The organism is Paenibacillus sp. KS-LC4 (assembly GCF_036894955.1).
Taxonomy (GTDB): domain Bacteria; phylum Bacillota; class Bacilli; order Paenibacillales; family Paenibacillaceae; genus Pristimantibacillus.
Genome location: NZ_CP145905.1, coordinates 4,724,984 through 4,738,236, shown reverse-complemented (window position 1 = coordinate 4,738,236; position 13,253 = coordinate 4,724,984). Strand labels below are relative to the sequence as shown.

The window sequence follows — 13,253 nt, the reverse complement described above, 5'->3', positions numbered from 1 at the left end:
AAATATTTGCCAACTGAAAAGAGGGAAAGAAATGGGGCATCTCCATGGCACCTATGATAGCTCACTAATTATATTCTCCTATGTTATTGCAGTGCTTGCGTCTTTTGCAGCTTTGGATATGGCCGAGAAGATTGGCATTTCCAATGGCCGCAAACGCTGGATCGGCATTACGCTGGGCGCCGTTATTTTGGGAATGGGCATTTGGTCCATGCATTTTGTCGGCATGATGGCCTTCTCCTTGCCGATCGTAGTAGCCTATGATCTTATCGTTGTGGCGTTGTCGCTTCTCGCTGTCATCGTAGCCGCATTCGCTGCGCTCTATGTCATTGGAAGGGATGAATTGAAAATCGGCAGGCTGCTGGCAGGAGGATTACTGCTGGCAACCGGTGTGTCGGTTATGCATTATGTGGGCATGGAGGCGATGCTGATTCAGATTCATTATGATCCGCGGCTGTTTTCACTTTCTATTTTTATTGCGTTTGCCGCATCTGTTGCTGCCTTATGGCTCGTATTTTATTTTCGCAAACCCAGCAAGCAGGTTATGTTTTGGAAGAAGCTAAGCGCAGGCATGGTTATGGGAGCGGCTATCGCCGGCATGCATTATACAGGAATGATGGCGGCGACATTTGGCACGGAAACTAAAACAGCGATCTTTTTTGAAATGGTACTGGAAAATAAGCTGCTTGCTTACGTCATTACAGCTGGAACGCTAATTACATGCTTGATGTCGCTGGTGGTCCTATTTGTCTCCAAACGACTGGAGAGCACGGAAACGCAGCTGGACGAGCATGAGAAGTGGTACAAGTCGTTGTTCGACAACAATTTAGATGGCATTATTACCGTTAATATTCAAGGCCAGATCATTGGCTTTAATCGGGTTGCATTGGAAATTACAGGCCTAAGAAGCGAGCAACTGCTCCATCAGCCTATAAATTTGTTTTTGCCATATATTGTGCCAGACCAGCTGGAGCATACACTAGCGATGTTCCAAAAAGCTTTTCAAGGTGAAGCTCAGCGTTACACAACTGCCATATTGCGAAATAATGAGGAACGCGTTGATATTAGCGTTGTAAGCGCTCCGGTTGTTGTGGGCGGTGCTGTTGTAGGTATTTATGTCATCGCCAAGGATATTTCAGAGGAGAAGCAGGCTGGGGAGAAGGTGAAGTATTTAGCCTTTCATGATGAACTGACAGGCTTGCCGAACCGCAGAATGTTCAATCAAGTGCTGGAAGAAGAAATTGAGAAAGCAAAACCGGCAAAGGGGGAAGAGAGCGGAAACGACCCTGTTTTCGCCATCATGGTGCTGGACATCGACCGTTTCAAAATGATTAATGACTCGTTAGGCCATTCATATGGCGACCTGTTCCTTCAAGAAATGGGCAACCGAATTGTCAGCAGTATAAATGGCTATAATGTGCTGCTTGCTCGAATGGGCGGTGATGAATTTACGTTGCTGGTGCCGCATTCAGATGCAGGCATGGTGACGGAAATTGCCGAGAAAATTATTCATGCTATCCAGCTACCTTATCGACTCAAGGAAAGCGACTTTTATGTATCTGCCAGCATCGGCATTGCTTTATATCCGCAGCATGGGATGGATACGAGCCAATTGCTTAAAAATGCAGATACGGCCATGTACGAGGTTAAGAAAAAAGGGAAAAATGGTTTTCAGTATTATTCAGCTGAGCTCAATGACAAGCTGGTTAATAAAATTGAGCTAGAGGGCGACTTGCGAAAAGCGGTGGAGCGGGGCGAGCTTGAGCTTTACTACCAGCCCCAAATTAGAGCCGAGGATGAGCAAATGATTGGAATTGAGGCGCTCGTTCGCTGGAACCATCCAACGAAGGGCGTACTGTCGCCAGGCATTTTTATTCCGATTGCGGAGGAGACGGGCATTATTTATGAGCTTGGAACTTGGGTGCTCCGGGAAGCCTGTCGTCAAATGCGAAGCTGGCATTTAGCAGGCGGACCGCTCATTCCTGTTTCAGTCAACTTATCCTCGCAGCAATTTCATCAGCCGTATTTGGCTGATTACGTGAAGGATATTTTGCGGGAGACGGGGCTTGAGCCGCAATTTTTAGAGCTGGAAATTACCGAAAGCATGATGATGGACGCATCGGTCTCGACACCTATTTTGAACCAGCTCAATGAATTTGGCGTTCGGATTAGTCTCGATGATTTTGGAACGGGCTACAGCTCGCTTAGCTATTTGAAGATGTTCCCGATTCATAAGGTGAAAATTGATCGCTCCTTTATTCGCGATATTACGGAAAATGACAATGATAAGGCCATTGTATCGACCATTATTTCCATGGCCCAGCATTTAAATATGGAGGTTATTGCCGAGGGCATTGAAACGAAAGCCCAGCTGGACATTTTAACTGATAAAGACTGTGAGAAGATACAAGGCTATTATTTCAGCCGTCCTTTGTCCGCTATTGATGTAGAAGAGGGATTTTTCATACCTAGTCGCCAAGAGAAAACAGCATTTCATTCCTGATTCAGCAGACAGCGGAGGTGATAAGGTGGACTATTGGAAGAAATCTTTGCCAAATATGTATAAGCAGTTTCCTGAGCCGATAATAACAATAGGTGAAAATGGCTTCATTCTTCATATGAATGAGGCTGCTAAAAAATATCAGCGGGAGGCTATCCGCGATTTGCTTCCGGGGGCCAAATTGTCAAAGCTGAGACGAATAACGGAGGAAGAGGGCGCGAAGCTCGAGCAATTTTTGAGCCGGACAGATGGCAGCTGTTCGGAGCGCCATTTTTTATATTTTGACGATTTAGATGGGGAGGTTATCAGTTGGGAGCTGTATAAGCTCCCTTATGATGCCAGCAGCAGCAGCTTAGGCAACCATCTTCTCATTCGGGATCGTTCGGAATCGGTTAGGCAGCAGAAGGAGAGTGAGGCTATTAGTGAGCGTTACAACGAGCTGCTGGGCTTGTACAGAGATCCCATTGTCATCCATCAGGACTCTAAAATCGTGTTCATTAACGGTGTAGCTGAACAAACGATTGGCGGGAGCAGAGAGCAGCTGATTGGCCAGGATGTTTTTCGCTTTATTCATCCGAGTGATTGGGATATCGTGACCGAACGAATAAAAGTGATGCATCAGACGAAGATGCGCTCCAATATAGAGGAAATTAGGCTGATTAGCCTTCGCAATGAGGTTATTGAGGTTGAGACGATGAGTAAAACAATTGACCATAATGGCCGACCAGCGGTTTTAACGATCATTCGAGATCATAGCGCCCGCAAAAAAGCGGAGCGCGAAATGATTCACCAGACCTTTCATGATGCTTTAAGCGGTCTGCCGAATCGACTCCATTTCAATCAGCAGCTATCAAAAATGATCCAGCGCAGCAGTGCAAGTGTTAACGAGGGAAGCAAGCAGATTTCCCGTTTTGCCGTCATGGTGCTCGACCTTGACCGTTTCAAAAATATTAATGATTCACTTGGACATGCCTATGGGGATGTGTTCCTGAAGGAGATGGGCAGTCGTATTCAATCTTGTGTTAGAGACAGTGAAACCTTAGTAGCCCGAATGGGAGGAGATGAATTTACGTTATTAATTAATCGCTTTCAGGATAAGCAGGAGCTTGAGCTGCTGGCGGGAAGGATTACGGCCGCCATTCAGCAGCCCTGCCGCCTGAAGGACACCGATTTTTATACGACGGTCAGCATTGGAATTGCCATCTATCCGGATAATGGCCAGGATACGGTACAGCTGCTTAAAAATGCTGATACTGCGATGTATGAAGTGAAGCGCAATGGTAAAAACGGGTATCAGTTTTATTGCTATGAATTTAATGAGCAGCTGCAGCTCAGGCTGGAGCTGGAAAGCGAGCTGCGCAAGGCGATGGAGCGCGAGGAGTTTAGATTGTATTACCAGCCGCAAATCAGCTCCGCCGACAATCGAATGACCGGCGTTGAGGCGCTGATCCGGTGGGAGCACCCTACCAAAGGCATTATATCGCCTGGTGTATTTATTCCAGTGGCCGAAGAAAGCGACTTGATCTACAGCATTGGCGAGTGGACGATGCGCGAGGCTTGCAGGCAAATGAAAAAGTGGCATGATGAGGGTGTTTTTTTCGCATCGGTATCCGTCAATTTATCGGCAAGGCAGTTTCTTCAGCCGAATCTGGTTCAGCAAATTCATGTCATTTTAGAGGAGACGGGGCTGGACCCGAGCTTTCTGGTGCTGGAAATTACTGAGAGCATGATGATGGACGCCAAGCATTCCATTGGGATACTAAATGAATTAAACAGCACCGGCGTTAAAATCAGCCTCGATGATTTCGGGACAGGCTACAGCTCGCTTAGCTATTTAAAGCATTATCCCATATATAAGCTGAAAATAGACCGTTCCTTCATCATTGATATTACAACGGATGAGAGCGATCAAGCGATTGTCGCTACGATTATTTCCATGGCCAAGCATTTAAAGATGGAGGTCATAGCGGAAGGCATTGAAACGAAGGAGCAGCTTGATTTTCTAACCAGCCATGACTGTAAGGAAATTCAAGGCTATTATTATTGCCGTCCGCTGCCAGCTAAGGTGCTGGAGGAAAAGTATTTAATGATTCAAGCGGAAAATGATGGCATATGGGGCGATTTGAAGCATTGAGAACGGCCTGCTGCTGAACACACTATTCTACAAGAGCTTGGGCGTTAGCCTGCTTGACGCACTTGAGGCAGACGCATGACTGGTTGCGCTGAGCAGGCGGAATTTGTTCAAGCAGACTTTGCGGAACGCGCTCCCGGAAGCACCAGCAGGAGTGGGGTACCAGCCCCGCTTCTATGGCGCAGCCGTTTGGCCCGCCGCATAATGGACATTTTTTCAAGGAGGACAGCCCCTTTCTTCTGCGGTTCAAAAAAAATGAATTAAAATGCTTGATAATAATAATCATTATTGGTAAAATACATAAAGAAAGAAGGGACCGCAACATCCCTTCCATCCAATCAGTTATTTCGTTTCGAAAGTTCGGCAATCTGTTTCGCTAGCTGTGTGTGCAGTATCTGCGCTATTGCTGACGATATAGATGGATGAAGCGCTGCACTTGTTGTCATCTACCCAATGACGGCAAGAGTCGACCTCGCATAATACATCTTTAGCCATTACTATCACCTCCCATGGTTAGTAGTCGGTGCACAAATATAAAGCTTATAAACCTCTTATTGGCGTAAGGGGTTATTTGTGCTTTGTAGATAGCTACCCGTCCATCTTACCAAAAGGAACCAGCTCTTTCAACCTGTCCAATTATGCGGCAGCCTGCTCCATTAGGGGCTGAAAGGTTTTCCCTCTATGTAATAAGCATTTTCGCTATAGGTCCGAAATGCGATTTCGGCTTCCCCTGATCCAAGCTTCTCCATGTATTGATGTACAATAGCCGCGAATCGATCCCGAACCTCCTGTCCGCGCTCAAACCAGCCAACTTCAATGAACGGGAATGAAAGATTTGGCTCAGTTCCTCCGTAAATAGAAGTGGTTGCGAGGCATTCTATCGTGAAATTGTCTACGCCGCATTCACAGAGGACGGCAAGCTCTTGTACGAGCTCAGGTGCGATGCTGCGCAATCCAGGGACAGGCACACCGCGAAATAATAAGTGAGGCATATAGATATAATCTCCTTTCAGTTATAGAAGCTCAAGCTTTGCATAGCGTTATGCCTTATTACTAGGACCTGCTCGTCAATGATGAGGGCATTGCTTGCAGTCCCGTATAAAGCAAGTTATCTTTATCTTAACAGAAATGATTATTTTGCGGACGTTTGTTGCAGGGAAGGATGGAAAACAATGAAAACAATTACGGTAGCCGAGGTTGTTGCGGAGCAGCGGAAATGGTTCGAGAGCGGCAAGACTCGCTCGATTGCTGCGCGTATTCAGAAGCTGGAAAAGCTGCGCGAGGTCATGCAACAGCATGAGCCGAGGCTGCTTGCAGCTCTAAAGACGGATTTAAATAAATCGGAGTTTGATTCATATGCGATGGAGCTTGGCTTAATTTATACAGAGCTTAGACATACAATTAAGCATATTAGAGGCTGGGCGAAGCCAAAGCGTATCCAAACAGCGATGACGCATATTGGCAGCACCAGCAAGGTCATTTCCGAGCCTTATGGCGTTGCGGCCGTTATTGCACCGTGGAATTATCCGGTCCAGCTTGCACTTGTGCCGCTTATTGGAGCGATTGCAGCAGGCAATACCGTCGTATTAAAGCCATCGGAGCTGGCTCCGAATGTAGCAGATACGCTGGCTGCTATCGTAAAGGAGGCCTTTGAGCCGGGGTGGGCAACGACGGTACTGGGTGATGCTGCGGTAAGCACGGAGCTGCTGGCAGAGAAGCTCGATTATATCTTTTTTACCGGGAGCGTCGGTGTTGGCAAAATCGTAATGACGGCAGCTGCCAAGCATTTGACGCCGGTTACGCTGGAGCTTGGGGGCAAGAGCCCCTGCATCGTGCATAAGGATGCGAACTTAACGCTCGCTGCCAAGCGGATTGCTTTCGGCAAGTTTACGAACGCTGGACAAACCTGCGTTGCACCGGATTACTTATATGTTCATCGAGAGGTGAAGGAGCGTTTCGTCAAGCTGCTGAAGGCTGCGATTGAAGAGCTTTACAGCAGCGAGCCGCTTCTTAATGACAGCTACACACATATTATTAGCGACCGACACTTTGCAAGGCTTGCGAGCTTTATGAAGGACGGGCGCATTATCATTGGGGGCGAAACAGATGCTGCGCGCCGGGTCATCGCGCCAACGGTGCTGGAGGGCTTAGACTGGCAGGCGCCAGTGATGCAGGAGGAGATTTTTGGCCCGCTGCTTCCGCTCCTTGAGTTTGATTTAATAGAGGAGGTCATGTCGGCAGTTGCTGCTCGTTCGCACCCGCTTGCGCTGTATTTATTTTCGGAAAGCACAGCTGTTCAGCAGCAGGTTACAAGGGGATTGTCCTTTGGGGGCGGCTGCATTAACGATACATTAATGCATATGGCGTCGCCGCATTTGCCTATCGGCGGAGTAGGGGACAGCGGCATGGGCAGCTACCACGGGGAGAAAACCTTTTACACTTTCTCTCATCAGAAAAGCTTGCTTAAGCAAACAACACGCTTTGATATGCCATTCCGCTATCCGACATCCAAGTGGGGCAAGAAGCTGATTCGCAAGCTGCTCCGCTAGTTGCTCCGCTAATTGCTCCGCTAATTGCAATCGTAAAACCTCCTGTATTTAAGGAGGTTTTTTTAATACAAAGAAGACTCTACTGCTTAGGTATCCGCTATATGAAATTAATGGAAAACGAGGTAGAATATATGGGCGAACGATAGGACGGAATAGAGAATAGAAAGGAATGTAGCTCGTGAAGAAGCTAGGGCAGTTGAATACGCTGCGCAATCAGATATTAATTGGATTTATGCTTGTAATGGTTATCGTGCTGGCATCGGTCGGCTACTTTACGTATGGTCAGGTTTCTGTGCTTTTGCGAAACAGTGCGGAGAAGCATATTCAACAGACGGCCGTTCAGGCTATGGGGAAGCTTGACGTGCTTCTTGGACAAATCGATACGCTTACCGCGCAGGTGGCTACGAATGCGTCTATCCAGCGATTATTGACGCGAGAAATCGCAGGCAAGCCGATCCGCTTTGAGGAGCGTCAATCGTTGCAGCAGGAAGCCCGAAAATATGAAGCGTATGTCACAGGAATTCGAGCGCTTGAAATGTACAGCAGTGATTATAGAAGGCTGTTTCCGCTAGATGATATTTCTCTTGATAGGCGGGTGCCGACGGAGTGGATAGAACAAGCAGATAGCGGTAAAGGACGCTTGATATGGCTTGGCTTTGACCCACAGGATGCAAACGTTGTCATTGCTATTCGCCATATTCGTTTAGTGGACCGTTCTTTCATCCATGCTGGCTATTTAGTCGTTCATATTGAAAAAAGCTACTTTGAGCTAACAGCTGCCGGAGCAGAAAATGAGAATGAAACGCGGGAGCATATGGCTCTATTTGATGGAGCGGGCCAAGAAATTTTTTCGGATTTAGCTATGGATGCAGGTAAGGAAAATATGGTTGATCATGGTGGAGAAGCGATTACGGTGGGCCATGAATCGTATATTGCAATTGAGCAGCAATCGAAGGAAACAGGGTGGAGGCTTGCTATATTGACCCCTGTAAATTATGCTACGGCCGGTATTTCAGTTCTACGGACGGCTATTTTTGTATCTGGTGCGGTCGGGGGCTTGTTGTTTCTGATCTTGAGCTTTATTTTGTCAACGATGATTACTCGGCCGATATTAAACTTGATTAAAGCGATGCGCGGTGCCAGATTGGGCACGCTGAAGGCGAATCCGAACACCTCCTCAACGATGGAGATTAATGAGCTAAACCATACCTATAACCAAATGGTCGATTCCTTAAATGAATTAATTGAGGTCGTCTACCAGAAGGAAATTATACAGAGTAGAACGGAACTGAAAGCCTTGCAGGCCCAAATTAATCCTCACTTTCTGTTTAACACATTGGAAGCGTTCTATTGGGAGCTTGATGATAAAGGGGAAGAAGACCTTGCGCAGATTGTAGTCGCTATGTCGGGCTTGTTCCGTTATGTGATCAACCGAACAGAGGATGATGAGTGGGTAACGATAGGAGATGAATTGAATCATGCGGAACGTTATTTGAAAATTATGGAGATGCGGATGGTGGACAGGCTGTCGTGGCGAATAGAGGCCGCAGAGGCGTGCAGGCTGGTACCTATGCCCAAACTATTAATTCAACCGCTCGTAGAGAACGCTATTCTGCATGGAATTGAGCAGCGAGTCGGACCTGGCACGGTTGTTCTTTGTGCCGAGCCTTCAAGCAGGGAAGGGTTTACGCGAGTAAGAATAACGGACGATGGACCGGGCATGGATGCAGCCGCAGTGGAGTCTCTCCAAGCCGCCATGAGAGAAGGGTATGCGAGCAGCAATAAAGGTACGGGAGTTGGCGTATCAAATGTGGAGCGTAGATTGAGGCTTTATTATCATGCGGCTGGAAGCGGGCTGAGCATTGAGAGCGAGCCTGGTCGAGGAACCACCGTTACGTTTGAAATACCTGATGAATTGGAAGGGAATGGAATAAATGAAGACTATTTTAATCGTAGATGATGAACCTAGAACAAGGCAGGGGATTCGTAAAACGCTGGAAGCGTGGTCCTGCGGTCGGCATCGAATCGAAATGGCAGCCAGCGGAGTGGAGGCTTTAGCTTGGTTGCAGCAAAACGAAGCCCATCTGCTCGTAACTGATATTAGAATGCCAGAGGTGGGAGGCTTGGAGCTAGTCGAACGATTAAGCGATTTGACACCTCACCCTGTGGTTATTGTTATTTCCGGACATCCTGAGTTTGACTACGCACAGAAAGCACTTCAGCTTGGGGTCGTCTCTTATTTGCTAAAGCCGTTAGTTAAAGAAAAATTAGTGCAAGCCGTCGAGCTGGCTTTGAAAAGGGAGGAAGAGATAAGCCGGATGGTGAGAATGGAGAAGCTTTTTGACCCTAAATTACTGGGGACGGTGCAAGAGGAGAAGCAGTACAGCCCTCAGGTGCGAGAAGCGCTACGCCATATCGACGATCATTTGAGCGAGCAGGTATCTATGCGTGCTGTTGCAGAACACTTGCATATGAATGCCAGCTACTTCAGCGTTCTGTTTAAAGAGCAGACGGGTCTCACCTTCAGCGACTATTTGAGTCGCAGACGCGTGCAGCGGGCCAAGGAGCTGCTAGTCAACACGAGAGACTCGATAGCGGAAATTTCAGAGCAGGTGGGCTATCAAACAGCAAAATATTTTGTCAAAGTGTTTCGTACCATAGAGGGGACTAGTCCAGGGCAGTATCGTCAAAACGTATCTAATTCTGAAAAAATTATCCAATAATTATGGTATTACTCCCAATGCTTATGTCCTTACGGCTTACGGGCGATATTGCTACAATTTTATTAGAGCGGTTTCAATACGCTTACATTAGATACAAAGGGGATGTAAACGTGTTCAAGAAAAAAGGATTGAAGCTCTTATTGGCGTCTAGTCTAGTTCTGGCAGCAGCAGGCTGCGGTACAAACAGTAGTGAGAGCAGCAACAATGGCAGCAAGGAGCCAGCAGGCGAGAGCAGCGAGCAGATTACGATTAACTTTATGCATTTATGGCCAGAGGGTGTGTCAGCAGGACAAAACAAAATCGTAAATCAAATCATAAAAGCCTATCAGGATGAGCATAAAAATGTGACGATCAAGCAAGAAGTACTGGATAACGAGCAATATAAAAACAAGCTGAAGGTGCTTTCGGCTTCCAATAAACTGCCGGATGTCGGTGTGACGTGGGCGGCCGGTTTCTTGCAGCCGTATGTGGAAGGAAAGCTGTTTACACCTGTAGATGACCTGCTTAGCGGCGAGCTGAACGGCAAGTTCGTATCCGGTACGACAGAGGCCTATGCGATTGATGGTAAAACGTATGCGCTGCCACTAGAATTCAACATTGCTCCAGTTTACTATAATAAATCTTTATTCGAGAAATACAAGCTTGAAATCCCTCAAACCTACGAGGAATTAAAGGCGGTTGCAAAAACACTGTCCGAAAATGGAATCGCGCCAATTGCGCTTGGCAACAAGGACCGTTGGACGGGCTCGCTCTGGTATATGTACCTAGCTGATCGAATCGCCGGGCAGCAGACATTATCCAGTGCGATAAACGGTGAAGGAGCCTTTACAGACGAAGGCTTGCTGCAAGCAGCAACTGAAGTGCAGACACTGGTGGACAGCCAGGCATTCGTGAAGGGCTTCAATGGCTTGTCCAATGAGGAAGCAAAGTCGGAGTTTCTGAATGGCAAAGCTGCTATGTATATGATGGGCACATGGGAGCTGCCAAACTTTACATCCAATGAAGATATCCCTAAAGAATTCCGCGACAGTGTTGGTTTCTTTAAATTCCCGAAGGTTGAGGGCGGAAAAGGGGATATTAACAGCTGGGTAGGCGGTCCGGGTGTCGGTCTATTCGTATCTGAAAATTCTGCGGTAAAAGCGGAAGCGAAAGCATTCGTCGAATACTTTGTAACCCAGTGGGGAGAGCAATCGGTGACGGGCGCGGGCGTTATTCCGGCAACTAAAGTGGATACAGCCAGCATGGAGCTGCCGCAGCTTTACATTGATTTATTTAATGAAATGAATCAAGCAAGCAGCATTACCTTATTTGCAGATGTTCAAATGCAGGCGAGTGCTGCCGAAACTCATCTGAATATGATTCAAGCTTTGTTCGGCAAGGCAGTGACACCTGAGAAATTCTCAGAAGAGCATGATAAGGCCATTGCCGCAGGGAAATAAACGTCCCCTGTGATTGAGCGGTGGAGGACATAGCAGCGGGCATCGCCCCAATATGTCTTCCACTCATTCATTAGTAAGGAAAGGAGTCGGCTCATTTGGACAAAGTGCTTTCTAACAAAAAAATAATTGCTTTATACGTGCTGCCGTCTCTGTTATTAATATTAGCCATTGTATATATTCCGATTGTTTTAACCGCTTATTATGGCTTGAATAAATGGAATGGCATTGGTGCGATGACCTTCGTTGGGTTGGATAATTACCTCGCTTTGTTCAAGGATGCAACTTTCTGGAGCAGTGCGTGGCATTCTTTGCTGCTTGCCGTTTTCTCGGGAATGAGCCTTTTACTCTATCTTATTGTAGCTATGGTGTTAGCCGCGCGAATCAAAGGAGCTCAATTATTTCGCAAAATTTATCTCATTCCTATGCTGCTATCCTCGGTAGCGATTGCGCAGCTTTGGCTCAAAATCTATCATCCAACTAATGGCGTGCTGAACAGTATGCTGGAATCACTTGGTTTTGCCAACCCTCCCGCATGGCTTGCCGAGCCATCGCTCGTATTGTATGCCTTATTTATTCCGATTTTGTGGCAGTATGCGGGTTTTTATATTTTGATTTATTATGCGGCTCTGAAAAACATCCCGGCGTCACTTGAGGAGGCAGCCAGAATTGACGGAGCGAATGCCCTGCAAATTGCTTGGAGGATTAAGCTGCCGCTTGTGATGGAAGTCATTAAAGTAACGATTGTACTGGCTGTCGTGGGGTCGTTGAAATATTTTGATTTGATCTTTGTTATGACAGATGGCGGTCCCAATGGGGCAAGCGAAGTTATGGCCTCGTACATGTATCATGAAGCGTTTCGAGCCTACGATTTTGGATATGGCAGTGCAATCGGCTTTTTTCTGCTGGTCATTTGCTTGGCTGCCACTTGGGTCATTCGCAAATTAACGGCCTCAAAGGATACGATCCAATACTCGTAAGGAGGAAGTCTTCATGGTTACTGGGAATATAAAAATTCAGAATGAGCTGTCGGAAATAAAACCGGGGATCGGCATCAGGCTAGGGTATAGCGTTTTATATGCCGTTTTAATTGCGGTAGCCGCGTTGCAGCTATTTCCACTTGTTTGGCTGTTGTTTTTCTCTCTTAAAAATAATCAGGAGGTATTCAATCTCCCTCCGTTGTCACTGCCGATGAATCCGCGATGGGAAAACTATGAGAAGGTTTGGAGCGCCGGCAACATTGATGTTTATTTTTTCAACAGCGTCTGGATCACCATTTCAGCTACAGTTATTACTGTAATGCTGGGCAGTTTAGTCACTTATGCTGTCACAAGAATGAGATGGAAGGGCAGCTCGCTAGTGCTTGGCCTATTCATGGTGGCCATGATGATTCCTGTGCATTCTACGCTAATTCCGCTGTTCAGCCTGTTTAATAAAGTGGGGCTGACGGATCATCCCCTGTCTCTGATTTTATCTTATGTGGCCTTCAACATGCCGATAACGATTATGATTCTGCTCGGGTTCTACTATGCGCTGCCGCGCGAGGTGGAGGAAGCCGCTATAATAGACGGCTGCTCGGTCAATCGGATGTTTTTCCGAATTATCTTCCCGATGACAAGCTCCGTGCTTGCTACAACGGCGATCATCAACATGATTTACAACTGGAATGAATTTATTTTTGTTAACACGTTTATTAGCTCTGATTCTTATAAAACCTTGACTGTCGGCGTGCAAAATTTTATCGGTCAGTATACGACGGATTGGGGTGCTATCGGAGCCACGCTCATGATTAGCATTCTTCCCATTTTGATTACGTTCCTGTTCCTCAGCAACCGTATTGTTGAAGGGATTGCTGCGGGCTCGGTTAAAGGGTAAACGATTAAGTCATTAAATCATTTTAAGACCTAATGTTAATGT

11 protein-coding genes are annotated in these 13,253 nt (G+C 46.8%); 8 read left to right on the top strand and 3 right to left on the bottom strand.

The genetic code is table 11. From position 1 onward, the window contains the following. Positions 1 to 31: 31 nt before the first annotated feature. Together V5J77_RS20005 and V5J77_RS20000 are read left to right on the top strand one after the other, a co-directional pair. Positions 32 to 2,500 (top strand): EAL domain-containing protein, encoded by a 2,469-nt coding sequence (locus tag V5J77_RS20005; protein ID WP_338552594.1) that lies wholly within the window; start codon positions 32 to 34, stop codon positions 2,498 to 2,500. A gap of 25 nt (positions 2,501 to 2,525) precedes the next feature. Continuing rightward, positions 2,526 to 4,631, top strand: a complete 2,106-nt coding sequence (locus tag V5J77_RS20000; protein ID WP_338552593.1) for an EAL domain-containing protein — start codon at positions 2,526 to 2,528, stop codon at positions 4,629 to 4,631. 22 nt (positions 4,632 to 4,653) lie between these two features. On the opposite strand, the gene V5J77_RS19995 is transcribed toward V5J77_RS20000, so the two are convergent. From V5J77_RS19995 to V5J77_RS19985, 3 genes are all read right to left on the bottom strand, one after another. Further along, positions 4,654 to 4,914 (bottom strand): cysteine-rich CWC family protein, encoded by a 261-nt coding sequence (locus tag V5J77_RS19995; protein ID WP_338552592.1) that lies wholly within the window; start codon positions 4,912 to 4,914, stop codon positions 4,654 to 4,656. 56 nt (positions 4,915 to 4,970) lie between these two features. Continuing rightward, complete coding sequence (locus tag V5J77_RS19990; protein WP_338552591.1) at positions 4,971 to 5,123, bottom strand: DUF1540 domain-containing protein; 153 nt, start codon at positions 5,121 to 5,123, stop codon at positions 4,971 to 4,973. A gap of 161 nt (positions 5,124 to 5,284) precedes the next feature. Next, complete coding sequence (locus V5J77_RS19985) at positions 5,285 to 5,620, bottom strand: DUF1904 family protein (protein WP_338552590.1); 336 nt, start codon at positions 5,618 to 5,620, stop codon at positions 5,285 to 5,287. A gap of 189 nt (positions 5,621 to 5,809) precedes the next feature. On the opposite strand from V5J77_RS19985, the gene V5J77_RS19980 reads away from it, so the two are divergent. The 6 genes from V5J77_RS19980 to V5J77_RS19955 all read left to right on the top strand — a co-directional run bounded on the left by V5J77_RS19980 (position 5,810) and on the right by V5J77_RS19955 (position 13,211). Further along, positions 5,810 to 7,177 (top strand): aldehyde dehydrogenase, encoded by a 1,368-nt coding sequence (locus V5J77_RS19980; RefSeq protein ID WP_338556939.1) that lies wholly within the window; start codon positions 5,810 to 5,812, stop codon positions 7,175 to 7,177. A 178-nt stretch (positions 7,178 to 7,355) separates the two neighbouring features. Beyond that, positions 7,356 to 9,137 carry a sensor histidine kinase gene (locus tag V5J77_RS19975; RefSeq protein ID WP_338552589.1) on the top strand — a complete coding sequence of 594 codons (1,782 nt, stop codon included), beginning with the start codon at positions 7,356 to 7,358 and terminating at the stop codon, positions 9,135 to 9,137. Then, the gene (locus V5J77_RS19970) at positions 9,112 to 9,900 is read left to right on the top strand and encodes a response regulator (protein ID WP_338552588.1); all 789 of its coding nucleotides are present in this window, start codon (positions 9,112 to 9,114) and stop codon (positions 9,898 to 9,900) included. Before V5J77_RS19975 ends, V5J77_RS19970 begins: the two co-directional genes overlap by 26 nt. A 110-nt stretch (positions 9,901 to 10,010) precedes the next feature. Further along, positions 10,011 to 11,339 (top strand): extracellular solute-binding protein, encoded by a 1,329-nt coding sequence (locus tag V5J77_RS19965; RefSeq protein WP_338552587.1) that lies wholly within the window; start codon positions 10,011 to 10,013, stop codon positions 11,337 to 11,339. A 95-nt stretch (positions 11,340 to 11,434) separates the two neighbouring features. Next, positions 11,435 to 12,316 (top strand): sugar ABC transporter permease, encoded by an 882-nt coding sequence (locus V5J77_RS19960; RefSeq protein ID WP_338552586.1) that lies wholly within the window; start codon positions 11,435 to 11,437, stop codon positions 12,314 to 12,316. Positions 12,317 to 12,329: 13 nt separating this feature from the next. Continuing rightward, the gene (locus V5J77_RS19955) at positions 12,330 to 13,211 is read left to right on the top strand and encodes a carbohydrate ABC transporter permease (RefSeq protein ID WP_338552585.1); all 882 of its coding nucleotides are present in this window, start codon (positions 12,330 to 12,332) and stop codon (positions 13,209 to 13,211) included. The last annotated feature ends 42 nt before the right edge of the window (positions 13,212 to 13,253 follow it).